At 33.3% G+C, this 26,759-nt stretch carries 20 protein-coding genes, 2 tRNA genes and 1 pseudogene; 10 read left to right on the top strand and 13 right to left on the bottom strand.

Annotated features, from left to right (window positions below; translation table 11 throughout):
• Positions 1 to 71: 71 nt before the first annotated feature.
• Positions 72 to 2,858: pseudogene (locus PSA_RS09965) on the bottom strand (TonB-dependent receptor).
• Positions 2,859 to 3,572: 714 nt separating this feature from the next.
• Between PSA_RS09965 and PSA_RS09960 the strand changes: the two are divergent.
• Positions 3,573 to 5,189 (top strand): alpha-glucosidase family protein, encoded by a 1,617-nt coding sequence (locus PSA_RS09960; RefSeq protein ID WP_042144999.1) that lies wholly within the window; start codon positions 3,573 to 3,575, stop codon positions 5,187 to 5,189.
• A gap of 277 nt (positions 5,190 to 5,466) precedes the next feature.
• Positions 5,467 to 6,480, top strand: a complete 1,014-nt coding sequence (locus tag PSA_RS09955; protein ID WP_042144997.1) for a CDP-glycerol--glycerophosphate glycerophosphotransferase — start codon at positions 5,467 to 5,469, stop codon at positions 6,478 to 6,480.
• 29 nt (positions 6,481 to 6,509) lie between these two features.
• On the opposite strand, the gene PSA_RS09950 is transcribed toward PSA_RS09955, so the two are convergent.
• The 3 genes from PSA_RS09950 to PSA_RS09940 all read right to left on the bottom strand — a co-directional run bounded on the left by PSA_RS09950 (position 6,510) and on the right by PSA_RS09940 (position 9,412).
• Positions 6,510 to 6,911 (bottom strand): adenylyltransferase/cytidyltransferase family protein, encoded by a 402-nt coding sequence (locus PSA_RS09950; protein WP_042144995.1) that lies wholly within the window; start codon positions 6,909 to 6,911, stop codon positions 6,510 to 6,512.
• Entirely contained in the window at positions 6,908 to 7,990 is a 1,083-nt protein-coding gene (locus PSA_RS09945; RefSeq protein ID WP_042144993.1) for a CDP-glycerol glycerophosphotransferase family protein, read from the bottom strand. Before PSA_RS09945 ends, PSA_RS09950 begins: the two co-directional genes overlap by 4 nt.
• A gap of 132 nt (positions 7,991 to 8,122) precedes the next feature.
• Positions 8,123 to 9,412, bottom strand: a complete 1,290-nt coding sequence (locus PSA_RS09940; RefSeq protein ID WP_042144991.1) for an NCS2 family permease — start codon at positions 9,410 to 9,412, stop codon at positions 8,123 to 8,125.
• A 171-nt stretch (positions 9,413 to 9,583) separates the two neighbouring features.
• Here PSA_RS09940 and PSA_RS09935 point away from each other — a divergent pair, with 171 nt between their 5' ends.
• The 3 genes from PSA_RS09935 to PSA_RS09925 all read left to right on the top strand — a co-directional run bounded on the left by PSA_RS09935 (position 9,584) and on the right by PSA_RS09925 (position 11,632).
• Positions 9,584 to 10,579, top strand: coding sequence for a tetratricopeptide repeat protein (locus PSA_RS09935; RefSeq protein ID WP_052379954.1), 996 nt, complete (start codon positions 9,584 to 9,586; stop codon positions 10,577 to 10,579).
• A 94-nt stretch (positions 10,580 to 10,673) separates the two neighbouring features.
• On the top strand, positions 10,674 to 11,108 hold the full coding sequence (locus PSA_RS09930; RefSeq protein WP_042144989.1) for a SulA-like leucine-rich domain-containing protein: 435 nt from the start codon (positions 10,674 to 10,676) through the stop codon (positions 11,106 to 11,108).
• A gap of 65 nt (positions 11,109 to 11,173) precedes the next feature.
• Positions 11,174 to 11,632 carry a YchJ family protein gene (locus PSA_RS09925; protein WP_042144986.1) on the top strand — a complete coding sequence of 153 codons (459 nt, stop codon included), beginning with the start codon at positions 11,174 to 11,176 and terminating at the stop codon, positions 11,630 to 11,632.
• 34 nt (positions 11,633 to 11,666) lie between these two features.
• Here the strand turns inward: PSA_RS09925 and PSA_RS09920 are convergent, their stop codons facing one another.
• Positions 11,667 to 12,182 (bottom strand): VC2046/SO_2500 family protein, encoded by a 516-nt coding sequence (locus tag PSA_RS09920; protein ID WP_042144985.1) that lies wholly within the window; start codon positions 12,180 to 12,182, stop codon positions 11,667 to 11,669.
• A 353-nt stretch (positions 12,183 to 12,535) separates the two neighbouring features.
• On the opposite strand from PSA_RS09920, the gene PSA_RS09915 reads away from it, so the two are divergent.
• Both PSA_RS09915 and PSA_RS09910 read left to right on the top strand, forming a co-directional pair.
• Positions 12,536 to 12,620 (top strand) — tRNA-Tyr (locus PSA_RS09915).
• A gap of 71 nt (positions 12,621 to 12,691) precedes the next feature.
• A tRNA-Tyr gene (locus PSA_RS09910) sits at positions 12,692 to 12,776 on the top strand.
• A gap of 113 nt (positions 12,777 to 12,889) precedes the next feature.
• Here the strand turns inward: PSA_RS09910 and PSA_RS09905 are convergent.
• The gene (locus tag PSA_RS09905; protein WP_082305695.1) at positions 12,890 to 13,585 is read right to left on the bottom strand and encodes a M48 family metallopeptidase; all 696 of its coding nucleotides are present in this window, start codon (positions 13,583 to 13,585) and stop codon (positions 12,890 to 12,892) included.
• Between the two features lie 70 nt (positions 13,586 to 13,655).
• On the opposite strand from PSA_RS09905, the gene PSA_RS09900 reads away from it, so the two are divergent.
• Both PSA_RS09900 and PSA_RS09895 read left to right on the top strand, forming a co-directional pair.
• A complete protein-coding gene (locus PSA_RS09900) occupies positions 13,656 to 15,320 on the top strand; it encodes a response regulator (protein WP_052379952.1) in 1,665 nt (554 codons plus the stop codon).
• Between the two features lie 79 nt (positions 15,321 to 15,399).
• Positions 15,400 to 16,380 carry an ion channel gene (locus tag PSA_RS09895; RefSeq protein ID WP_042144964.1) on the top strand — a complete coding sequence of 327 codons (981 nt, stop codon included), beginning with the start codon at positions 15,400 to 15,402 and terminating at the stop codon, positions 16,378 to 16,380.
• 366 nt (positions 16,381 to 16,746) lie between these two features.
• Here the strand turns inward: PSA_RS09895 and PSA_RS09890 are convergent, their stop codons facing one another.
• Positions 16,747 to 17,454, bottom strand: a complete 708-nt coding sequence (locus PSA_RS09890) for a SapC family protein (protein WP_042144963.1) — start codon at positions 17,452 to 17,454, stop codon at positions 16,747 to 16,749.
• Positions 17,455 to 17,883: 429 nt separating this feature from the next.
• Here PSA_RS09890 and PSA_RS09885 point away from each other — a divergent pair, with 429 nt between their 5' ends.
• Positions 17,884 to 19,437, top strand: coding sequence for a tryptophan halogenase family protein (locus PSA_RS09885; RefSeq protein WP_127924102.1), 1,554 nt, complete (start codon positions 17,884 to 17,886; stop codon positions 19,435 to 19,437).
• On the opposite strand, the gene PSA_RS09880 is transcribed toward PSA_RS09885, so the two are convergent.
• The 6 genes from PSA_RS09880 to PSA_RS09855 all read right to left on the bottom strand — a co-directional run bounded on the left by PSA_RS09880 (position 19,428) and on the right by PSA_RS09855 (position 26,693).
• Positions 19,428 to 20,933: a tryptophan halogenase family protein gene (locus PSA_RS09880; protein ID WP_042144959.1), complete on the bottom strand. Its 1,506-nt coding sequence runs from the start codon at positions 20,931 to 20,933 to the stop codon at positions 19,428 to 19,430. The two genes, PSA_RS09885 and PSA_RS09880, sit on opposite strands and share 10 nt — an antisense overlap.
• A gap of 237 nt (positions 20,934 to 21,170) precedes the next feature.
• Complete coding sequence (locus PSA_RS09875; protein WP_042144958.1) at positions 21,171 to 21,935, bottom strand: hypothetical protein; 765 nt, start codon at positions 21,933 to 21,935, stop codon at positions 21,171 to 21,173.
• Positions 21,936 to 21,975: 40 nt separating this feature from the next.
• Positions 21,976 to 22,878 (bottom strand): glycosyltransferase, encoded by a 903-nt coding sequence (locus PSA_RS09870; protein ID WP_042144956.1) that lies wholly within the window; start codon positions 22,876 to 22,878, stop codon positions 21,976 to 21,978.
• A gap of 8 nt (positions 22,879 to 22,886) precedes the next feature.
• A complete protein-coding gene (locus tag PSA_RS09865; RefSeq protein ID WP_042144954.1) occupies positions 22,887 to 23,654 on the bottom strand; it encodes a thioesterase II family protein in 768 nt (255 codons plus the stop codon).
• A gap of 14 nt (positions 23,655 to 23,668) precedes the next feature.
• On the bottom strand, positions 23,669 to 24,958 hold the full coding sequence (locus PSA_RS09860; protein WP_042144951.1) for an MFS transporter: 1,290 nt from the start codon (positions 24,956 to 24,958) through the stop codon (positions 23,669 to 23,671).
• 88 nt (positions 24,959 to 25,046) lie between these two features.
• Positions 25,047 to 26,693, bottom strand: coding sequence for a hypothetical protein (locus PSA_RS09855; RefSeq protein ID WP_042144948.1), 1,647 nt, complete (start codon positions 26,691 to 26,693; stop codon positions 25,047 to 25,049).
• Between the last annotated feature and the right edge of the window lie 66 nt (positions 26,694 to 26,759).

Below are 26,759 nucleotides of genomic sequence, written 5' to 3'. Positions count from 1 at the left end.
CTCTCCACACTAACAAAAACAAAAAAGCCCCTGAAATAATCATTTCAAGGGCTTATGTTTATAAACTTAAATTAAAATTTGTAGCTAAGGCCAAGTAAATAGGTACGACCATAATCTTGGTAATCACGTACTTGTAACTTGTTATCCCCACTTAAAGAAGTGAAAGGTTCTTCAGTTAAGTTTTGAACTTGTAATGATAAAGATAAACCTTTTAGGTTCTCGTTATCAAACTCTTCAAAGCTATAGCCAATTTGCGCATCCCAAATTGTTTCACCTAGAATATTAACTTGTTGTGAATCAAAACCTATGCCGTATACATCACCTTTAAAATCACTACGTTTGCGCATACTTGCACGGGCTTGGAAACCTGACTTTTCATAGTAAAAGGTAAAGCTTTGAATGGTATCTGATAAGCCTGGTAACTCATACTCTTCACCATTTTGGTCTTCCATATCAGACTCAATACCAGTGTGGCTAGCCATGAAACCAAAACCATCTAGAGAATCATTAAATAAGTTCAATGGTAAAGTGACTGCTAGCTCATAGCCCCATAAACTACCACCACCGCCATTGACTTTACCACTACCTGTCGCAGTTGAATGCTCAGGAATAATACCTGTTGCAGGATCTGCGACCCCAGTCATATCTACTTCGTAGTTACCATCAAAAACCCACTGATTTAAGTCTTTGTGGAATAATGCAACAGAGAAATAACCTTCATCATCAAAGTAGTTTTCATACGATAAATCGATACCCGTTGCTTCTTTTGGTTCAAGCTCAGGATTACCACCACTGACACTCCAGTAATTCCCATTATCATCAGGTTTAGTTTGGCTATAAGTAGCACTTATAGATGCATTCATATCATCCATTTTTGCACGAGATATCGTTTTAGCAATACCAAAGCGTAAAGATTGTGCTTCATCAATTTTTAAGTTTAAGTTTAAGCTAGGTAATAAATGAGAATAGCTATGGCTAATATCTGTAGGTGATGCAACGACTAACCCATCGCTATTTGTACTAAATGCAGAACCTTGTGATGACTGTTGTGTATGGACATAACGTAAACCGGCACCACCTGTTAGCGCCATATCAGCAATTTCAGTATCAATATCAGCCTGTACATAGGCAGAGGTAATTTCTTCTTTTACTGTCCATGATCTAGTTGCATGCTTAGAGTCTGTTAGGCTTTCAGCTAATAATGAATAATACCCATCATCAATAAGGCCTTTAGAATCATAGGCTATCATGTCACCCATGCCAATAAAGTCGAGTGATACTGACCCTTTACGATATTGCTCTGGCACGACTAAAGTGCCAGGAAATGCATTTACAGTCATAAAGTAACCTTCAGACTCTTTTTGCTTTTCTCTCTCTCTACGTGATACACCATAAGTAAGTTTAGATACAAAGTCAGACTCAATGTTTTGTGTTGCGGCAAATTTTAATGCTTTTAATTCATCTTCTATTGTTGGCGTATTAATAAAGCCATCTTGACCTGTATTTTCAAGTGGTGTGCCAGTAATGCCTAAACTATCGTTTAACGCACCACTCCAACCCCAAGTAAGTGGTCCACCTAATTGAATTAAGCTGTAGTCACTGTAATCCAGTTCATGTGAGAATGTTGCACCTGTATTCCCTGAGTTAAACTCATAACCAATATTGTCAGCTACACCTTCGCTATCACCACGACCAGTACCTGAGTAGCTTTCCATACTCCAAATTTTACGCTCAACATTTGAATAACTCGCATCAACTTCTAATGACCAGTTATCATTTAAGTCATATTGCGTATTAAAACCAAATGAAGTTAATTCTGCTTTACGCTCTTCATGGTCATTACGTACAACAACACGCTGACCCTCTGTCATACCTTTTGTGATGAAACCTGACGCTTCATCAACTTCTAAAGCTGAAACGTTACCTTGACCCCAAGCAAATGGTACTTCTATACCTCGTAGGATTTTCGTATCTAAAAAATCAACATATAAAGCATCAAACGTCATACGTAATTGATCATTAGGCGCTGCTTCAATCACTAACATAGTTGAATCACGTTCTAATTCAGAAGAACGTACAAATGGCTTAGCACCACCCAAAATTGAATATGTTTTACCATCATTAGCAGTTGCTTCTGGGTAGCCCCAAGCATTCCAACGTTTCTCTTGATTTGGTGAACTCATACTAGAATGTGCAAATGCAACGCCAATTGTATCGTCAGCGAATTGATCTAAATATGAAAAAGTGCCTCTAAAACCAGAGTCTTCACCATCTGGATTTAATTTATCAAAGCTAGTTTTTTCAAATTGAGTATTGATTTGAATAACTTGACCATCTTGAGATAAAGGTTTGATAGTTTGCATATCAATCACACCCGCAATACCTTCACCTTCCAGTGTTGCATTAGGCGTTTTATAAACTGTTACACCACTCATGATTTACGAAGGATATAAATCAAACTCAACACCACGGTTATCACTAATTGAAACTTGTTCACGGCCATTAAATGTAGTGCCGCTTTCATTTTCACCAAAACCACGAATGCTTACGCGGCTTGCACGACCATCAAGACGTTGTGCTGCTAAGCCTGGTAAACGGGCAATTGATTCAGCAATAGATGAATCAGGTAATTTACCAATATCTTCAGCTGAAATTGATTCAACTACATTTGATGAAAAACGTTTTGTATTGATAGATTCAACAATACTACGGCGAAACCCGCGTACTTCTATTACTTCTACTTCTTTAGCAGCTGCTTCTTTTTCTTTTTGTGTTTCTTCTGCTGCGTATGCTGAAACTGAACCGACTCCAGCACTTAATAAAGCGAGTGTTAATATACTTGGTTTGAATACTGACATTTTATTACCCCGAATAACCATTTATTAGTTCCAATTTAAGTGCCATTACAAACTAGCCTTGCACCAAAATGGGTTGCATTTGTTGTCATAAAAATCATAACGGACACATTGCAACTGAGACAACTCACTGCATACGTATTCAGTAAAATTTAGTTACACTTTTATTTACAAGTTAATTACAAACTATACTGCAAAGCTCTTAAAAACAAAGCGTAAGCGTTCATTAGTTGCATTTTGATACATTTAGACATCGCTAACAGCATTTTACGATAGGTTATATATAGCTTGCTGTTACATTTAATTAATTATAAATCACAAGTCAAAATAGAAACAATAACTCATAACTTGGTAATTATAAAAACACAGTATTTAATTTATTGTTAATTGGTAATACCAATTGTTAAATTTTAATAAAGCCATAAAAGTCAGTACAAATAGCATTTACATACAATTTCAGAACTAATAAATACAATATTTAAATTCCACTTTCGTAAATTGGTCAATATCACTTTAAAAAATAATACTCCTGTTAAAAACCCCTTTCTTAATATCTTGGCAGCAAGTTTTAAAAATTAATTTTTATGCATACGTATGTAGGGTTTTTACAGGAAAAATTGGATCACGTATGCTTTTTACAAAATCAAATTATTTAATAAAAAATAAATTAACCGCGATATAAATATGCCTTTGGTTAATGAGGTTTTGGAGAAGAGTATGGCTAAGCAAGATTGGTGGCAGGGAGCCGTTATATATCAAATTTATCCTCGTAGTTTTCAAGATACTAATAATGATGGTATAGGTGATATTCCTGGAATTATAAGCCGTTTAGACTATATAAAAAGCCTAGGTGTTGATGCGATATGGGTTTCTCCTTTCTTTAAATCTCCAATGAAAGATTTCGGTTACGATATTAGTGATTATAGAGATATAGACCCTTTATTTGGCAATATTGCCGATTTTGATGATTTAATAGCGCAAGCTCATCAACGCGATATAAAAATAATTATTGATCAAGTACTCAGTCACACATCAGATCAACACGCATGGTTCACTGAAAGTCGAACTGATTTAACAAATACCAAAACTGATTGGTATGTATGGGCAAATGCAAAACAAGATGGTACAGCGCCCAATAACTGGCTATCTATATTTGGCGGCCCTGCTTGGCAATGGGAGCCAAGACGTAAACAGTACTACTTACATAATTTTTTAACTGAGCAGCCTGATTTAAACTTCCATAATCCAGAAGTACGTCAACATGTATTAGATAATATCGAGTTTTGGCTTAAAAAAGGCGTTGATGGTTTTAGATTAGACGCGATTAATTTTTGTTATCATGATGCACAGCTAAGAGATAACCCAGCAAAACCAGAAGACAAACGTGAGGGTCGTGGTTTTAGTGAAGATAACCCATACGCTTTTCAATATCACTATTACAATAATACCCAGCCTGAAAATTTAGGTTTTATGAAAGAAATACGTGATTTATTAAATAAATACCCAGGCACTGTATCTCTTGGAGAAATATCTTCAGAAGATTCACTTGCAACTATGGCTGAATACACAGCAGATGGTGACAAGCTACATATGGGTTATAGCTTTGAATTATTAACCGATGATTATAGCGCTAAGTACATTCGTGAAACAGTACAAGGGTTAGAATCACAAATGCTTGAAGGCTGGCCATGCTGGGCGTTTAGCAACCATGATGTGCAACGTGTTGCAAGTCGTTGGAATAAATCAGGTGTTAACCCTGTACAAGTAAAAATGCTCACTGCAATGCTAGCATCATTACGTGGCAGTGTGTGTATGTATCAAGGTGAAGAGTTAGGTCTAGGTGAAGCCGATGTGAAGTTTGAAGATCTACAAGATCCTTATGGCATTACTTTTTGGCCAAACTTTAAAGGACGAGATGGTTGTAGAACACCTATGCCTTGGACTAACACATTCCATGGTGACTTTTCAGAAAATAAACCTTGGCTGCCGTTATCAGAGCAACATTTAGAAAAATGCGCCAGCTCACAAGAACTAGATGAAAACTCTATGCTTAATGCATATAGAGAATTCTTAAATTGGCGAAAAGATTACCCTCCTTTGGTGGTTGGTACAATTGAATTTATAGAAACACAAGAGCCGATTCTTGCATTTTGGCGCCAAACAGATGAACAAAAAATACTATGTTGTTTTAATTTAAGCAATCAAAGTGCTGAACTTAAAATACACGATAAAATTAAAAGTACCCAATTGAATCCTTTGTCTCACAACAAAGGTCAATACAAAGCAAATAAGATCACCTTGCCCGGTTTTAGTTGTTTTTATGCTATTGGCTAATACCAATTCTATTAAGTTAGTGATCTAATATAAATTAGGATAAATTTTCAAGAGCAAGGCGCTTGATTGAGCAATAGCTAGCTATTGGGATTGAAAGCAACGCAGCTATTGTATATTTAGACCATTTAGATTGGTCACATATTTAGTGGAATTGGTATCATCCATAGCAGTTTCCCCCATACAGGCGAGCTTAATGCTCGCCTTTTTTAATTGCCTCGATATTGTTTTTTTGTTACTGTTTTTAAAAGTTTACCTTTCTAAATTTATAAATTAATTCATGATAAAAAGATATCTATTTTTTGTACAACAACCATACAGTTTTGCAATTTTAAGACCCCTTCAAACCGAAATTTTATCTCGTGGTGATGAGGTTGCATGGTATCTAAATGGTAAAAACGTTTCTATTGATAGCTTAAATAATGATGAAAAATATTTAACAAGTGTAGAAGAGGTAAAAAGCTATAATCCAATTGCTGTTTTTGTGCCAGGTAATATCGTTCCAGATTTCTTTCCTGGTATTAAAGTACAAGTATTTCATGGTTTAGAATATAAAAAACAAGGACATTTTGTGATCCGTGATTTTTATGATTTATATTGTACCCATGGACCACTCACAACGATCCCTTTTAATAAATTAAAAGAAAAGCATAAGCACTTTGAAGTCATTGAAACAGGTTGGCCCAAGTTAGATCCTTATGTGAATTATCAAAAAGTAAATAATAAAAAACCGATATTATTATATGCTCCTACCTTTTCACCTAGTCTGACTTCTGCAACAGATTTAGTTGATGAAATTAAAAAGCTTGCTTTAGGGGGTGAGTATCAAATAAAAATTAAATTTCACCCTAAAATGAAACCTGAGTGGATAAAGCCTTATTCTGATTTTAAAAACGAAAACTTTGAAATATGTGATGCAGATAATATAGTGCCTTTGATACAAGAAGCAGATATTGTTATCTCTGATACATCAAGCGTTGTTGACGAATCACTTATTATGGGAAAATGTGTAATTACCTATAAAAACAGCCAACCACAAGCATGTTTATTAGATTTCGATAAACCAGAAAACTTGCACAAAATAGTAAAACAAGCATTAAATTTAACACCTACCGAAATTCAATCTATTCAAGATTATGTGTCTCAAGTACACCCTTATCAAGATGGAAAAAGCGCTAGCCGAATCTTAGATGCCGTTGATGAAGTGATAACGCAAGGCGTAAAGAAAAAGCCTTTAAATCTTATTAGAAAGTACAAGATTAGAAAGGCTTTAAATTATATGAAGTTGAGTTAAGATTTTCTAAGCCAAATAAGTAATATTTTTTACTTATTTGGAATTGATTTAACCACTTCTATTATTTCTGTTGTTGAAATGGATGGTGTTCTAGGGAAGTATTTAACTTCGCATATATTTTTAAATTCATCAAAACGCCCCTCCCAGTCGTTACCCATTACAAGTACATCAGCATCATACTGTTTAATGTACTGACCTTTAAGCTCAAGTGAATGCTCAAAAAACACTTCATCAACACAACTTAGCGCTTTAATGATATGCATACGATCATCTTCACTGTAGATAGGGTTACGGCCTTTTTTAGACATATTCAATTGATCTGAAGAGACACCAACAATTAAATAATCGCCCATAGCTTTAGCACGCTCTAAAATATTCACATGCCCAACATGAAATACATCAAAAGTGCCAAATGTTATAATTTTTCTCATTTATGTTCCAATAAATAGTTAGCGATTCTGAACGAACAACAGCCGTCTGTTTGACCTGCTAATTGCTCAGTTAATTCAATTCTTTTTTCAGATTTCAATTCTGGATTTTTTATTACTTTATCAAGGGCTGATTGTAATACTTGATAGCTAGAAACTTGCTCCGATAATTGATGAAAAAAATCAATATCAGAATCTAAGCGTTGTTTAAATCGATAGCTAAATATACCTCTATAAGTCCAGCGTAACTTGTAGAAATCACACCAAATTACAGATTTATTCAAAGCTGCGAATTCAAAAATTGCCGAAGATGCATCTGAAATCATAACATCTGATATAGCCATAAAAGGCAGTAAATTATATGATGATGTTGGTGCTAAATACACATTATCATATTGATTCCATAGATGGAGTAACTTGTTTTGCCTTATATATTTCTTTTTAGTAACAGAGAAAAAATGAGGCTTTAAGATTATGTTATAATCTTCAAAATCTTTCGGGAATTTTTTATCAAAACACTCTAAAGAACTTGGATAAAAAGTAGGCGCATATAAAATGGTTTTTTTATTTGGATCTAAACCAAAGTTTTCTAAAGAAAGTTGATTTGCAAAATTGTTGTTTTTTGAAAAAATAGGGTCTAGTTTAGCATATCCTGTGTCAACAAAGTTTCCCTTGGGATATAAGTCTTTTAATCTCTTTAGTCTATGCTGCCCTTCAACAAACCGTACAGTTGTTAAATTTTGAGATACATCATAGTAGCAACTTTTAGGACCTATACCGTGCTGCATGAGTGCTGTTTTACTAAAGGGATGCAACTTATCAATATCACCTACAGCATTACCAAAGATAATCCAATCAGCCTTTATGTTTTGATAATATTCAAAGGCACTTTCCCAACAACTTATCCACTTCACAGGTAGCTTCTCTTTTGCTTCAATTTCTGTACAAATTTGTTGTAAAGCTTCATCGTCCTGATGATAAAATATAAATTCGCAATCAATGCTTCTTTTTAATAATTCTTGATATACAGGTATGTATTGCGGTAAATAATATAAGTGTTTAACATCAAAAAGGATTTTCATAATAAATTATTAAGTCTTATTGGGGCTTTATTAGAACGATATATTGATAGCAAGACCAAATGCTAACATAGTTCCATCATCAATTTAATAAAACAAAAGAGAAACGCGGCGTTCTACCGCGTTAAAAAACAATTATAAGAATGCAAATTTACCAACAAACATAATTGTTAAAATCCAAACACTCATACTGACCTGCTCTTTTTTACCACATAATACCTTAACTGCGGTGTACGATATAAAGCCTAATGAAATACCATGGGCAATTGAAAAAGTCAGTGGAGTCATAAGTAATACAACACATACTGGTATCGCATCTGTCATATCATCCCAATTAACAAGTTTAAGGTTAGAAAGCATTAATACTGATACATACAAAATTGCACCAGCTGTTGCATAAGCTGGCACCAAAGCAGCAAGCGGAGCAAAAAACAACATTAATAAAAAACAAAAACCAACAACAACAGCTGTTAACCCCGTTCTACCACCAACAGATACCCCTGCAACAGATTCTACATAAGAAGTGGTAGTTGATGTACCAAGCATTGAACCAGCAACTGTAGCTGTACTGTCAGCACTTAATGCACGGCCTAATCGAGGTATATTCCCTTTATCGTCTGTTAAACCTGCTTTTTGAGTAACAGCGACTAAAGTACCTGAGGTATCAAATAAATCGACAAACAAAAAAGCAAAAATCACACTTAACATTGAAATATCAAATGCTGCAGCGAAATCTAATTGCATCAAAGTAGGCTCCAAAGATGGTGGCATAGATACAATACCTTGATACTCAACTAAACCAAATCCAACAGCAATAAGAGTCACTATAAATATACTAAATAAAACACCACTTTTTATATCTCTATGTAATAAAGCTGCGATCACAAAAAAGCTTAGAATAGCTAATAAAGGCCCTGATGAAGTTAAATCACCCAGCTGAACAAAAGTTGCCGGACTTGCAACTATAATACCTGCATTTTTCAAAGCAATTAACGCCAAAAATGCCCCTATACCTGTTGCAATAGCTTGTTTTAAAACAACTGGTATCGCATTGATGATCCATTCTCTAATTTTAAAAAGACTTAGTAATAAAAATATACAACCTGAAATAAATACAGCACCTAAAGCAGACTCCCAAGAGTAGCCCATGCCCAATACAACGCCGTATGTAAAAAATGCATTTAATCCCATGCCTGGTGCCAGTCCTAATGGGTAATTAGCCCACAAACCCATAATAAAACACCCAATTGCTGCAGCAAGACAGGTCGCAACAAATGCAGCACCTTGATCCATACCTGTTTCAGCTAACATTGCAGGGTTAACAAATACAATATAAACCATAGTGATAAAGGTTGTTAAACCCGCGATGCATTCTCGTTTTACCGAAGAGCCCTGTGATTTTATTTTAAATATAGATTCAAGCATGAAGTTATTTCTTTTGGTTGTGAAGCATAATTAGATGTGTCGCTATTGTAACTTACGTAACACTCGGAGTAAAAATTCTAATAAACACAGCGTTATTAAAGATCTCAATAATGCTTATATTGATTAGTAAACTAGAATCATAGTATAAAAATAAACTGTGGATATAGCATTATGGACAACATTGAAATAGATTCAGCTAAATTAGAAAATTCTCAATTAGATAATAGTGAGATAGACAGTATTGAAATAGATAACCCTGAATTAGATAGTCCTGAATTAGATAACCCTGAATTAGATAACCCTGAAATAGATAGTCCTGAATTAGATAACCCTGAATTAGATAACCCTGAATTAGATAACCCTGAATTAGATAACCCTGAATTAGATAACCCTGAATTAGACAGTCCTGAATTAGATAACACTGAATTAGATAGCCCTGAAATAGATAGCTCTGAAATAGATAGCTCTGAAATAGATAGCTCTGAAATAGATAGCCCTGAAATAGATAGCTCTGAAATAGATAGCTCTGAAATAGATAGTCCTGAATTAGATAGTCCTGAACTAAATAGCCCTGAATTAGACAGTCCTGAATTAGATAGCTCTGAATTAGACAATTCTGCAATTGCTAACACAAAAATAGATACAACTGAAATACTTGCTACTGAAGAAACGACGGATAAAAACCAAGCAGCTCTAAAAGAATTAACCTTATTTGAATTAGAAGAGCAACTTTTAAATACATTTTCAAAATTGATCGACATAATAGATTCTAATCATAAAACACTTACCTCTCCAGCTAAACTGCAACCAAGTAAAGAGCAATTATTTGCCACATCAATACATATGGCAAAAAGTAAAAATGACGTCGGTGCAGCAAAATGGATGCGCCGAGCAGCAATTTCCGGCCATGTTAAAGCACAATATTACTTAGGTTTAATGTTTGCAAAAGGCAATGGATTACCACAAAGCGAGTATCACGCAGTTACTTGGCTTACATTAGCTGAGTCACAAGGCATGATTGAAGCTGTAGAAGCTAAAGGTAAACTCCAAAGGCTGTTATGTGCAAAACAAATTAAAGATGCACAAACCCAAGCTGCTAATCTTTATGAACAAATTCAAGATGAAGAGTATAAATTTTATATTGAATCACAAAATAAAAGTGAATAATTGATTAAAAAATTATCAAAAAGTACTTGCATCAACCCACTGTATAAACTACTGTATACAACAACTACTGTATAAATCACCAGTGAGATAATTTATGTTGCAAACAATTGATATTAGAACTGTAAAAAGCTACGACTTAAATCAAACGCAATCTTCTATTCAGCTAATAGAAATTGAAGATGATATTTCAGCTACTTTTGAGCTAATGAAAATATTGCATCAATATAACAGCCAAAGCGGTTGGACACTGTTAATTGCACCAGATCAAGTGCCAAGTAAATCACTGTTAGACTCTTGTTCAATTGATAAATCAAAATTATTAGTGATCAGGCAAAAACATTTATCAAATTTAGATTACGTGCTTAATTCTGCATTAAATAATGGCAATTTCTCTGCTGTGATCACTTGGACAAACATGCTAAATGATTATCAACTAGATTTATTAACCAAGGCCAAAATATCTTCAAATACAAACCTATACTGCTTCAGCGATAAAAAACAAACAATTAACAGCCATTACCTTAGTTAAAAATTTAATATTCAAAAATTTTTGTTAAACTTGCAGAAATTTTTTAAAGGTAGATTGAATAAAGTATGTGTATTTGTGGTCATGAACAGATCTTTGAAAGTTGCTGTAAACCTTATATTGACGGTGATAAAATAGCGCAATCATCAGAAACCTTAATGCGCTCTCGCTACAGTGCATATGCCCAAGGTAATGCAAAGTATATATTCAATACCTATGCAAAAGATAAACAAGCTGAAAATCCAGTAAAAGAAATCGCTGAATTTGCTAATAGCTGTCAATTTATAAAGCTAGAAATAATTGATTCACAAGACCAATCCGATACAGGTTACGTTCAATTCAAAGCCCATTATTTATTTGGTAACCTTTACTGTACGTTACATGAAAAATCTGAATTTATAAAAGTAGAGGGTGCGTGGTTTTACTTAGACGGTGATATTAAAGATACACCAGAAGTAAAACTAAATAGGAATGATGTATGTCCTTGTGGAAGCAATAAAAAATTCAAAAAGTGTCATTACCAGTAAAGATATAAATGATAAATTTACTTCAGGTGATAATTTACGCCTGAAGTAATGTTAAAGGTTCGTATAACTTAGGCTCTTGTAACTGATTATAAAAATCTACCGCATTCATTTGGTTTTGACTTAACTGAATATCATTAGACTGTATTCTCTTTCTAACAGACAATTCACAATTATCTATAATTTGGCTATTTATATGACTCAGATCATCTCTAATAGCCAAAGGTTCAGGTGATAAACAATTCATCAGTTTAAACTGATCTATTCCTTGATTTTGAATAATTTTAGCGTTTTCCTTACCAATTAACATATTATACTCTGATGGTGCCAACTTTTGCTCAGCAGCAGCCCCTAATAATAATCTAAGGTTTGTATCTTTATTATCAAAACTTTGAGGGTCACTTTGCGGTAAGTGAAACTGAGAAAAATCTAGAGCATCTTTTGATAACATAGCCAAAAGAATTGAAAAATCATTTCGACGATTCTGCGCAACACAAAGAGACAATTGATTGCCTAGTTGCATTTCATTAGTCAAAATATTTTCAAGTTGCATCAAATTACTCTTGGTAAGGTAGATAAAACCCTATCGGCCTAACCATTAATATCTTAAATTAAATTGCGCTCTTTTTATAAAATAAATGGCGTTCCTTAATCAAAGCGCCATATAAAGAAACAACTTCTTAAACACCTTAAGTCCCCCGCTGAATGACCACTTTATTAAAAGTCAGGGGATAAGTATTGAAATTGAAACCTCAGGTTTAGTTCAAGACTAAACCTAACACAATATAAATAAAGCTACATTGATTGCATTTCAAGCTAAATGAGCAGTATTCAAGCAAACAGTCATAAATTTAAAAAAATAACTTTACAGCCGTGATAATTTTGATAATATCCGCTTCGTGTTCTGGAGGGGTTCCCGAGTGGCCAAAGGGATCAGATTGTAAATCTGACGGCTCAGCCTTCGGTGGTTCGAATCCACCTCCCTCCACCACTTTTTTCTTGGCCGAGTAAAGTGTGAATACAAGCTTTAATAATTCAATATTATTATTCGCCGCATACTGCGGAGGGGTTCCCGAGTGGCCAAAGGGATCAGATTGTAAATCTGACGGCTCAGCCTTCGGTGGTTCGAATCCACCTCCCTCCACCAGTTTCAAATTACCTACTATTCTAAATAATTAAAATTTTATTTAATATCTTCATTATACAGCTATGCCTTTATCTACTCATCTTATAATTTTCGTATAAAACACCAATTCCAGTTCAAATATCTAAACTCATTGCATTTATTTTCAACCAAGATTCAGCCTCCGTTACATTTGAATAATGACTGTTTACTAATCGCCAAAAACGCTTGCTATGATCTAAGTATTTTAGATGGGAGATTTCATGCACGATCACATAATCAATCACCCACTTAGGTGCGCCAGCTAATAAAACATTAAAAGTTAATTCTTTCTTTGAGTTACATGACCCCCATCTTCTCTTATAAGTTTTTATTTGATAGTTCGTAAAACTCAATTCCATATAATTAGATACTTCAGGCAATTTAATATCTAAGTATGAATCAAGACTTTGTTTTAAAAAAACCTTTAATTGTTTTTGATAATGCGCTTGTAAATTTTTGACTCTACTTGCTGCAGATAAAAATAAGGTTTTACCATCAAACTCAATACTAGATACATTTGAGCGCAGCAATTGTATTGAAATCGTTTCACCAAATAATTTAAATGATTGTGTTTCCAACGGTGATTTTTTATTTTTAATTGCATCGGTATTTAATTGTTGCTCAGCAATTTTATTATTTATCCATTGGTGTTTCTTTATAATCAAATCATCTATATATGACTTTGGAACAAAATGAGGTGCTAATACGGTTACTTCAGAGTTTTTTATATTAATGGCAATTGTTTTACGTTTTTGGCTTTTTTTTAACTGATAATCTATATGCAAAGTCATCTCTAATTAAATTTCTAACGCAGTTTTAAGCTAAATAGTTTACTATTCATAATAGTGAAAGGCTAAACATATGAGTAAAATGCCAAAAAAAGAAATGATTAACTTTAAAGAAAAGAAAGTTTTGATTGTAGACGATCAACGCTCTTTTCAAACTTTACTTAAAGGCATGTTATTTGGCTTAGGCGCCAGAAATATTCATTTCGCAGATACGGGTGAATCTGCCATTCAGCAATGTATGGAAGTAAAATTTGACTTACTATTTATAGATTATAATTTAGGTTTAGGTAAAAATGGAAGGCAGTTATTAGAAGAACTCAGGGCAAAAGACTGCCTAGTTGTTGATGCTATCTATATGATTATTTCTGGAGAAACAACGAGACCTATGGTGTTAGGTGCTGTGGAAGCCGAACCCGATGACTATTTAGTAAAACCTTTCTCTCAAGGAGTTTTAAAAAAGCGAATTGATAAAGTTCATAGTAGAAAGTTAACGCTAAAACCTGCGTTAGTCGCATTATCTAAAAATGATAATGATTGTGCGATAGAAGAAGTGAAAAAAATTATCGACCAAAAAAATCGGTATAGACAATACTGTTCAAAACTATTATCAAATTTATATATAGAGCAAAAAAACTTTAATGAAGCTGAGAAAATTTTAGTGAATGAACTCAGCAATAAGCGTGTCCCTTGGGCTTTAACTTCTTTAGCAAGTATATTATATCAACAAGATTTATTTGATGACGCATTAGAACTATGTGAAGAAGTCTTAGAACAAAATAGATTTCATGTAGAGGCACATGATATAAAAGCTAAATGCTTATTAGCGAAAGGTAAAAAAACACAAGCTTTAAATGCCATCAAGAAAAGTTCTTCAATTTCCCCATATTCATTTTCTAGACAATATTTATTGGCTGATATTGCTAGACAGAATAATGCTTACAACAGTTTAGTTAATGCATGTCAGTCATTATTGAGTATGAGCAAAAAATCAATACATCAATCAATTGACCATCAATTAAATTATATTCGTTCTTTACTCGATGCAGCCCACAATTGCGATAACGTTCCCGATAAAGAGCATTATTTAAAAGAAACAAAATTAGCAATTCAACAAGCTAAAAATGAGAAAAAGCTATTTGAAAAAACATCATTTTCATCTTTTGAAACTTTATGCAAAGCAAGGATCCATGCAGTTCAAGGTGAATTTTTAAACGCAAAAAAAGACCTTGCGAATCTACAAGTTAAATTAGATGAAAACAATGAAGACCTATCTTTTGATTTATATCCTGAATCGATTCTCACGTTAATGCAAATTGGTGAGTTTGAAGCCGCATCAGAGCAGCAAGCACGCTTAAGTGATAAAAATTCAAACACAGTTTTTGTTGATGGTATGTTAAAGGATCAAATCACAAAGTCACAAGAAAGCATAAGTTTATTCGAAGAACATAATAAAAAGGGCATTGGAGAGTATAAAAAAGGCAATTTCAGTTTAGCAATAGAGTCTTTTGAAAAAGCATTAGAATATGCAGCTGTAAACACAGGTAGTGCTTTAAATTTAATTCAAGCCCTATTACAAGTACTTCAACATTCAGAAAATGATCAACAACAAATACATCAAAAATGTATAAACACTTTCAAATTAGTTGATGGCATAAAGTTGCCTCATTTGCATGAAGAACGTTACATTAATTTACGGAATGACTTCAAAAGGATTTCATCTGGATTCAAAAAAAATTGATTCATTAGTTGATTTTTTAGCAAGCTGTAAGATTCCTGCTACCATTATATAAATATAAAACACCCAATTTCTGATGATTATGACAGAAAAACCAAAATGTAAATTCCACTCTTCTGATGGGCAGCGTTGTCAGGAAATAGATATGGGCACCGGATTTTGTTTCTGGCATGATGAAAAATTTGATAAAAGTGGACTAGATCTGAAAGATAAACTGGAAAGATACGCTAAATCAGGAGGACTTTTAAGAGGATTAAAGTTAAAACGTGCTAATTTAGATGGCTTAAACTTAGTTAAACGAGGCTCTAAAGAAGGGTATGATTTAAGTGAGAGTGATTTTTATCGTGCAAGTTTAAAAGGCGCTCACCTTTTCAATACAAAAATTGAAGACGCTTCTTTAATGAAAGCCAATTTAGAAAGTGCTAATTTACATTGTTGCAGCTTAATAAATACTAATTTATTAGGTATTAAGCTACTTAACACTAAAATTGATAACATAGATATCGGGTCACAAATATTACAGCAACAACAAGCCCATAACGCAATTAAAAAAGGTAAATTAGATGTCGCTTTAGATTATTACGAGCAATCTGAAGAAATTTACAGAGATTTACGTAAGGTAGCAGAATTTGAAGGGTTATTTGAGTTATCAGGCAAGTTTACCCATCAAGAGCACATTATGCGTCGTTATCAGTATCCTAAGTGGTCAAAACGACGTATATTCTCTAAGTTTATTGATTTATTGTGTGGCTATGGTGAAAAACCATTAAATGTCATATTTTTTTCATTATCTTTAATATTTTGCTGTGCACTATTATATTTTATTTTTGGTGTTAGCTATACCAACGATATTATTAGATTCAGTTTTGAAAACTCTTCATCTGAGAATCTATCAGCATTATTAAATAGTCTCTATTTCAGCATAGTCACTTTTACAACATTAGGCTACGGCGACATTACACCTGTAGGTTTCTCAAGACTCATAGCAGCTTTTGAGGCCTTCTCAGGAAGCTTTACTTTAGCTTTATTTGTTGTTGTCTTTGTCAAAAAACTTACGCGTTAAAATGCAATTTAAGTTGGAATTTGCATTTGACTAACAAAAAACAAACACACAAATGTAAAACTGATAATTTTCAAGAAAAATATCTGAGATCTTAACTTATGAATCTCTTTGCTTTTTTTAAACATTCTTAATTCTAATGCTCGACAATATTCTTTACTAAACATAATAAAATTCCTTAAAACGATTAATATAGTGTTTATTTTAAATTGCATATTAATTAAGCATATTAGATGCCATAAATTGATTTTTAGTATTAAGAATAGCGTTTCTGGTGAAAGTATTTTGAGAATTGATTGTAATAATGATGATTAATAAAAACTTAAAACCTAAGATAACTTAGGCTTTAAGTTTTATTTTTGACACAGTTTAAGCTTGTACAGACTTTAAGCGTGCTAAACGATTAACTTGGTGCATTGAAGTTAAGAATGAGTAAATCGGACCTAAGTAGCCACGCTTACGAATATCTAAGAAATCTTCATCAGATAACTCATTTAGTTTCTTTTCATCAATTAAATGAATACCGTTGATATCACGCTTCTCGCCTTTAATCTCTAGAGTAAGTGTTTGCGCTGTTAACAATTCTTTTTCTGCTAAGAACTTAGAGAATGCAGCTGTTACTTGTGAGAATTCAACAAAAGAAATTAAAGAGTCTTTACGACGCTTAAGGTAATCAGTTTCTTCGCCTTTGTCGTCAAATAATGCTTGGCCTTCTGCTTCGCCAACTAAATCACTTGATTCTACAATACCTACGATTAGTTTTGTTTTATCTTCTGGTGTCGCTGATAATACTAATGGGTAACGTGTCAGAGCGTGTGGTACGTAAGCACCTTGCCATTGGTCATCTTTAACCATTAGGTTTTCATTTGGCTCTAAGCCTAGCATAGCAACTGGTTGAAACTCACCTGATTCTGAATTTTTAACAAAAACAATTGGGTACTCATTTGCAATACGTGAAAACTCATGTGCAACAATTGGCACTAAATGCTGAGTTTTAATAAATTCGACATTGATGCCATTTTTTATTTTTGTATTAGCATGTGTTTGATTGTGTAAAGGTTGGATATTATCCGCCATGGGTACTACTCTCCGTTTAACAAATAGCCACTAAAGAATTTAAATTGCTGTGACCTATAAAATAATGACTCCATATTACATAACTTAATATGTCAGTCAATTAATTAGTGATTCCAGGATGTAAACTTATTCAGAATAAATATTAACAAAACATAAACTCCACATAGCATTTATTTAAAGTTAGTTCTATTTCCTTTATTCAATGTAGTTGTCAAAGCCAACTACAATTATGCAAAGTAACGTTTTACAACAAATTGACAGCGCTATCACTAGTGGCTAATATTCATATATATTTAACAAGATAATAATACCAAGCTAAAATATGAACCTTTATAGCACCTCTGTTCTACTATCTTGGAAAGCATTTTCATAAACAATTTCGATGTTTTATCAAAAAACCATTTTACAGTCCGATTTAAAATTAGAGCATTGAGTTTTAATCTAAATCCTCTAAAGGAATACAAAGAAATTATGAACAATAAGCCAAAAGAAATCATTATAATCGGTGGTGGTACTGCAGGATGGATGACAGCAAACAGCTTGCTAAAAGCTTGGGGATCTGACACAAGTGTAACATTAATTGAATCAAAAAGTATTGAGATTATAGGCGTCGGAGAAGGCTCAACACCCTATTTAAAACAGTATTTCTCCTCTTTAGGTATTGCAGAATCTGAGTGGATGCCTCAATGTGATGCAACATACAAGGCGGGTATTGATTTCCAGAACTGGTCTTCAGTTCAAGGATATGAAAGTTATTTTCATCCTTTTTTCTCTCAATTAGACTTAAAGTCCGCAGAACTATTTTTCCATAATAGCGGGCGTCGAAGACGAGGTGAGTCAGTTAATGCATTACCAAACCACTATTTTGTTTCAGCGCATATAGCATCACAAAACCTCTCTCCGGTCCCAAACGAAAATCTTCAGTTAGATGTTGATTATGGTTATCATTTTGATTCTGTAAAGCTGGGAGCTTTTCTTAAAAATAAAGCAATTGAGCAGGGGCTAGCACATATAACTGACCAGGTATTAGAAGTTAAGCAAGATCATAACGGAAGTATATTATCAATTATCACTAAAGATAATTTTGAATTAACAGCAGACTTTTTCATTGACTGTACAGGCTTTACAGGTGTGCTTGTAAATAAAACACTTAAAAGAGAATTTTATAGTTATAAAGATTGCCTATTTAATGACAGTGCTGTTGCAATACAAACCCCAATAGATAAGAGTCAAGATATATCAGCGCAAACTATTTCAAAAGCACTAAAAAACGGATGGTCTTGGAAAATCCCTTTATCAACTCGAACGGGGAATGGTTATGTATATAGTTCGGACTTTATTAGCTCTGATAATGCTGAGTTTGAACTTAGAGAGCAACTTAATGTTCTGGATGAAGATATAAAAGTAAAACATTTAAAAATGAGAATTGGGCGCCTTAAAAAACATTGGGATAAAAACTGTCTTGCAGTAGGCCTTTCTCAAGGATTTATTGAGCCGTTAGAAGCAACTGCACTTATGCTAATTCAATTTACGGTTGAGAATTTCATCAGTTCTTTCGATAAAAAAGATCAAATAATTGATAAGACAATAAAAGATTATAATCTGACGCTTAACACTACATTTGATGGCGTTCGTGATTATATTGTAGCTCACTATAAACTTAATAGCAGAACTGATACAGAGTATTGGAATGCTTGCCGAAATGAAATTAAAACACCCGTGAATTTACAAAATATAATTTCAGTTTGGGATAAAGGGATAGATCTTGAGCAAGAATTAGCCAAGCAAAAAGAAAGCTTAATTTATCTTCGGCCTTCATGGTACTGTATTTTATCAGGTATGGGCCGATTCCCGAAAAATCTGCAGTCAACAAATACCCCATCAAGGGTATCTGAAGCGAATCTTTATTGTGAACAAATGGCTAGAAAATATTTTTCTAACCATAAAGTCCAATTACAAAAAATTTATAATAATTACATGTAAATCTTTTCGATTTGCTTAGCATGATCCACAAAGCTTTTAGCTTGTGAGCTAACAGCTTCTTTTGATTGCTTATGTTTATCTACACTAGCAATCGAACCTTCTTTTTCCGGTACGGGAAAATGTCCCATACCAGCTAATAAGCAATACCATGATGTTTTTAAATATGCATTACTTTTTAAGTGAGTACGTAATACTTGATTAAAACAACCTGTTTGTTCCCACCCCTCTAAAATACCTTTTAGACTTTTTGACATTTCAGTGTTATTTCGACTATCGCGCCAATATGCTGAATCAGATCTGCTATTGAGTTTATAATGTGCTTGCAAATAGTCTCTTGTACCATCTATCAATGAATTAATTTCCGAATTAAACACCTTCTGATACTTATTTGTAAACCCTCCTTTCTCAAAACAGCTGACAAATCCTTCACAAGTCGACTGAATTATATTTAACATAGGTGCTTCTAATGGCTCTAAGAACCCCTGAGATAACCCAACAGCTAAGCAGTTTCTCTTCCAATGCTGGCTAATTCGTCCTGGTTTCCACTTTAAATGAAGTGCTTTTGCATTTCTAGAAGGTACACCTAAATGCTCTCTTAGCTCTTCTTCTGCATTTTCTGAAGAGAGGTATTTAGAACTATATACGTAACCGTTGCCAAATCGGTTACCTAAAGGTATTTTCCAGACCCAGCCATGCTTGATAGCTTGAGATACTGTATCAGAAGGTAGTTTCTTTGATAAATTCGTGGGAGTCTGAATGGCGACAGCGCTGTCATTGTATAGATATTTATCTGATGAAATTAAGCTTTCACCCAAAGTTTCTTGGATTAAAAGACCTTTAAATCCAGAACAATCTACAAAAAAATCAGCACTAATTCTCCCTGAATTTAAAGTATCTACAGCTAAAATATCACCCTCTGGGCTCTTTTCTATTTTAGTAACTTTATCTGTTATATGTTTAACACCACGCGCAATCCCCTCCCCCTTTAAAAAGTGGCCTAATAACTCAGCATCAAAGTGATAACCATAATCCAATTTATTATTGCTACCCGTATTTGAAATAGGCGAGCGACTTTGAGCGATGAGTTCAGATGTAACAAAATAATCATCTGGATGGGCGTTTATATTTATGCCAGCACGACGAAAGTCAGCATTATCAAAAAAAAGAGGTACATGTGGGCTATCTATCTGAGAGTAAAATGGATGTACATAATTTTCAAAACCTTTTTTGGTTGACCAATCAGGAAAACTTATACCGCATTTATAAGTTGCATTAGCTGCTTTCATCCACTTAGCTTCTGAAATACCTAATCTAGCAAAAAAATCTTGTATAAATGGTGTTGATCCTTCTCCGACGCCAACGGTGCCAATTACCTCAGATTCTATTAAAGAAATTTTTATTCCTTGTTTAGACCATTGATGAGCCATTAGGTTTGCAATCATCCAGCCCGCGTTCCCACCACCAAGGATTAAAATATGTTTAGGTGTATCAATCATAGAACCTCATAATTAAATTTTCTAATTGTGATAGGAGATAATTAACAGAAATGTTTAAAACTCCAACACTGACAACTTTCTAGTCACATCATCCTAGCATATATAACAAAAAAAACTTTATTCAAATTTGATAAAAGATTCATCTAATTCCCAACAAAGGTATCAAGTTAATTAAAGTTAAATATAAAAAAACTAAAATCAATTTTAATGGTTTTTTATAATGCTTTAATTATCCAATTACCTGAGTGGGTAATTATGATCTTTTTGTACAATAAACTGCGCACTTTCCTGATCATTAAATATTTCTGGATAAGTATCATTAAGTGCTTTAAGTTTTTCTGAAGCTTTTAAACAAAATAATGCATCTTCACTTTTAAACTCCCACAAAGAAAGGGCGTTCGCCGTTGCTGGTGCCACCCCCATAAATTTACTTCTGATCTGATAAGACGAAAATGGGACCAAACCACATTCTTTTCTTATTAATAATCTTTTTCGTTCGTATTGTTTAACCTGAGCATCACTATATACTTTTGTTGGCACTATTAATTCAGCCATTAATGGTGATAATACTCTCTTTCTTTTATTTCTTTTTACTGTAGAAAAATAAATAGTGTGCTCAGCCATATTATGGATTTCATCTCTGAATTCAGCATTTTTTAAATATTCAGAATCACCTAAAACTGTATAAAATGTTTGCTCATTTTCCATATGATATAAATTAATCATTTGAACTTGTGACAACGAACCTGAAATAATGTCTTTTACAACGTAAGACTGCTCCAAACCCATCTTATAAGAAGAAAGTGAAGGTGCTATTCTTTGCTCATAATCTCGGCGCTCTGTTAATGTATACCCTGAATCTAATACAACCATAGATACCACATACCAATCACGCTCTTTATTTATTAATGATGATTGATTTTCATTTTTAGCAATTGCAACAAATGTAAATAGTGTCAAACCTAGTAATATTGCGACTTTATTAATTATTTTATTAAACATATTTTTTCCTTTCTTAGTAATATTTTTTGATATTATGTCTTTAGTTAATTAGTTCATAAATTTTTTGATGTGAAGTTTTAATCGTTAGCTTCTTAATCAAATCTAGCCATGAAGGATGTTTCAACATCATTCTTGTTTCTTCACATGCATGCTTGCGATAAATATACTTTATATTATTTATCGCAGTTGTCGTTTTTGCTGATGCATCACGTAAGTGAGGATAATTTAATGACTGCATGCTAGGCAAAACAATAAAAGGGCATCCCGATTTATAAAGTCTTATACCTAATTCAACATCTTCTCCTCCCCATGATGAAAACCACTCATCGAAACCGCCAAGTTGTAATAACAACTCTGTATTTGAAGAAACATGACCAGTCCAAAAAATACACCAAGGTGCAGGCATATTCCTCAATTCAAAATTGATTGATTTTAAATATTGATATCGGCAGTCCCACAATTCAGGATGAGTCGAAAAGTTACTAAAACTAGCATCAATATCCTGCTCAATTAATAATGATTTTATTTTTTTTGCATTAGTAGATGAATACTCTTCAACTCCATAAGATAATCCAATAATAGTAACGTCAGGTGCTGCTAGATGATGACTCAAATGAGATTCTAATAAATTTGATGCTACTAACATCCCGGTATCTAAAAACAAAGTCCTCGAAAATGTCGCATAAGATAATCCTAAATTACGAACATGTGCAACTCTGAAACCTTTATCACTTTGAAAGCAATATTTTAGGTTTAAAATATCACTATATTTTTGAACGACTTCTTTTGTCTCATCAGAAGAGCCATCATCAGCAACTATGACTTCGAACAATGCAAAATCTAAAGTTTGCTTTGTTAAAGTTGCTAAAGTTTTTTCTAAAATTGTTGCATCATTGTAAGTAGGAATAACTATGGATATTCCTGTTTTAAATTGATTTTTCATATTAGTTCCTAAACGATCAATGCTTCAGGTTGGTTGATTTCAAGATTTAAGATTTGATTAATATTTTTTAAAATAAGATATTCCTCTTCTAAAAAAAAGTGCCCTCCAATAAACATTTTCCTTGTCATTTTTTGATTGAAATGTTTTTGCCACTGATTCAAATCATGACTCCTAGCGATACGGTCTGTTAAACCACCGAATACTGTTAAATTACAGTCCAAGTTAGGTTTCTCTTGATATGTATATGTACGCGCCATTTCAAAATCAGCTTTCAATACTGGCAATAACATTTCCATTAATTCATCATTATTTATCACTGACTCAGGCGTCCCTTCTAAAAGCCTGATTTCCTGAATAAATTCAGTATCAGGTAAGAGATGGATTAAAACCTCTTTTCTTTTCACACATGGGGCTTGCCTAGCAGATGCTATAAAATGTCTAGGCAATTTTAGAGCACGAGCTTTAAGTTCATGGATAAGTTCAAAGGCAACCTGACTACCTAAACTATGACCAAATACAACATATGGCATATCCAATAAAGGCTCAATTTCATTTGCTAGATCCATAACCAATTCAGCTGTATCTGTATATGCTTTATCTGCAATTCGATTTGAACGACCAGGCGGTTGTATAGCTACCAACTCAACGTCCTCATTTAGTCCTTTAGCCCAAGAGATAAAGCTAGAAGCATTACCTCCAGCAAAGGGAAAGCAAAACAACCTCATTGTTGCATTTAATTTTGGTTGTGGGATCACAAACCAATTTGAATTTTTCATAAATAACTCAATTTTTAAGTAATCTCAGAAGTTGAAATCACAGCAGAAAACTGTTTATTACAACATCCCATAGTTCGAATTTTTGGATGTATCAAACCCGTGATAGAACACAAAACGATCACGATTCCTGAATAAGCTAGTACGTGAGAAATAGATAAACGGTCTATTAACAAACCAGTTAATGCCGAGGAGATTGGTACAAGGCCAAAGATAGTGAATAGTAAAATACTCATTACTCGACCCATAAAAATATCTGGTGTTCTTTTTTGAAACCAAGTGATACCAGATATAGTAATAAAACCAGAACATGACCCTATTATTAATAACAATAAAGCAATTGACCAAATATCAATTTGATAGCTCATAAAATACAAAGCTAATCCAGCAATACAATCACAAATAAGAACTGCAACACCCAATAACTTATCGCTTGGCGTTTTTAAAATTGCTAACCCAGCACCAATAACAGTTCCAATACCTATCATGGCATAAAGATTTCCATAATCAGCTTCAGACAACCCTAATTTCACTTTGATCAATACCGGTAAAACTGTCATTAAAGGACCATGAATAAAAAACGAAATCAATATCAGATAAAGCAATACAATGCGGATATTTCGATGTTCCCAACAGAAACGGAGTCCCTGTGATACCATATTCAATATATTTTGATTACGCTCATTATGAGTTGTGACTATTTTAATAGATGTCATTAAACAAATTGCCACTAAAATCAAACAAGCATCAAGTATAAAAGCATATGAGATACTGATTAAATCTGACTGGCCTTGTGCAATACCTCTTATACTTCGTATAAACCAAATTAGCCAACCAGCGAATAATGGTCCTAATATTTGAGCTAAATAAGTTGTTCCCATTAAAATACTGTTTCCCTTACCTAAACGTGTGGCAGGTAAAATCACGGGTAAAATAGATTGAGAAGCAGGCGTTGCAACTGAACTTAAAGTGCCAATACATAATGCATATATATATAACAGCACCATTGAAGTGATATTAAAGTAGACTATTAAACCTAAGCTAAATACGACAAAGAACATGCTTATCCTAGCAATAATTAATACTTTAAATGGAGAATATCTATCAGCTAAAGCCCCTCCAAATAAAATAAAAAAACCATGGGGTAAGCTAATACAAGCCATTACCGTAGACATTAAAATAGGATTATTATTTGAAATTGATAGCACTAACCAAGGTAACGCTAATAAGGTGAAAAACCCCCCTATATGTGACATACCACTACTTAGCCAATGCAGTAAAAAATTTTTATTTTTGAACAAATTCATTTTAAAACCATTTTTTCATATATAAAAAAGCGTATCCTGCGCAATTTAATAATTAAAAGCGCAAGATATTAATTTAATTATCGAAATTTTAATTTTTCTTAGTTGCAAACCAAGTTGTGGTAATTAAAGGCCAATTACCTATTGTTGGCACAGATCCGTTATCCGGTAATTGAATTGTATTAATGTCATCTTCACTCCAAATACGACTTTGTGCCTGATGACATGTTTGACAAGTAATGGTATTTGGACCCCATTTATGACTTTTTAACTGAAAGTGTGTTGGATCATCATTAGGGTCTTGATTTATATATAATTCAGCTATTTGATCAAAATTTTCTTCTCTATGCTTCCATGCCGCACGACCTAAATCCCAATTATTGAATTCGAAAGAAGGTAAATAACGATATGTTAGAAATGTTTTTGCTTTATTTAATTCTCCATTTTTCATAAAGAAATCAATAGCGCCTAGCAAATAGCCAATTCGATTAAATGATAGTCTAGGCCTATCAATACAACTACGGAAATTAGGCTTCTCTGAACAATGATCTAATGCAGCCATCCAGGCATCATAGCCTTCTGTAAAGTTTTTATTTTCATCGAATAACATTAGTCCTACAGTAAACGAATGAAATGCCCTATTTATTTTCAACCATTGCCTATGCTCTTCATCTAATAAGTTCACTACAGATTCATCACCATGTAATTTAGCTAACCATCGCCTTGCTGGCACAGCAAATCCACCTAAAATATTTGATAATCTAAATTTCTTACCTGTATTAGGATTATTGCTCCAATCGATTTCCATCTTTTCAGCCATTTCAACAGCCCTAATTGAGAAAAAACTACTTACAATAAAGCTATAAATAATATTAGGGTCTTCGTACTCAGCCTCGCCTCCAATCCAGATATTTGAAGAAGTTAAATATGTATTAGTTAAAATATTATTAGGCGTTTGTGTAAATTCCGTTAATAATCCATCAATGACACTGTATCTATCACTTTCTTCATAATTAAATGATTTTATAAACGCAAGATGTGCGTCAGTTTCTTCCGAAAAAGGTACTTCATCACTGTTCAGGTACGGATCAAATCTATGATCAAGTAAAACAATTAAGCTTTGAGCCCAAGTTTTTTCTTGTCCTAGATGAATTGCACGATTTAGAAAGTATTTAGCTAAAATAGTATGCTTAACCGCTTGCCCCTTTTCAGCACTATAATCAAGTAAAGATCTATTCAAATGATATATGGCAAGGACTTCAGCAAAATACAGCTCATTTGGGTTTTCTAGATATAGGCTTAAAACTGATTTTTCGAACGAAGAAAATACAACTTTAGTCTTATTTGGTATAAACGTCTCATATACTGTTAAATCTGAGTTTATTATTTCACTATTTGTATTTTGGGAAATTTTTTGACATCCAGATAATTCTTTCTTAAGAGTATTGGACAGTTGCGCTTGTTCGCTTAAGCTCAATGTATGATCAGAATTATAATTATTATCTAACATAATAGTTTCACTTAGGCGACATTGAACATCACTCCATAATTCTTCTGCAATATCACATTCTTGTGATAGAACTTTCGAAAAAAATCCAGCTCTTTTTGGTAATGATAGAAGCTCAGAAGTATTAAATCCAAGTTCCTGCATCACATCTTTATTTTGGTCACAAGTTGCATTAGCTGCTAAAGATATAAAATAGCAACAGGCAATAGGTAAGACTTTAAATATCTTCATATTTTTCACTTTTATTATTTATTTAAGGTTGGTAACTTAAGGGGTATTAAACCCCCTAAGTTAAAT

This window comes from Pseudoalteromonas sp. '520P1 No. 423' (assembly GCF_001269985.1).
Classification (GTDB): domain Bacteria; phylum Pseudomonadota; class Gammaproteobacteria; order Enterobacterales; family Alteromonadaceae; genus Pseudoalteromonas.
Note: the sequence above shows the minus strand (reverse complement) of the source record. Positions and strands in the feature narration are given on the sequence as shown.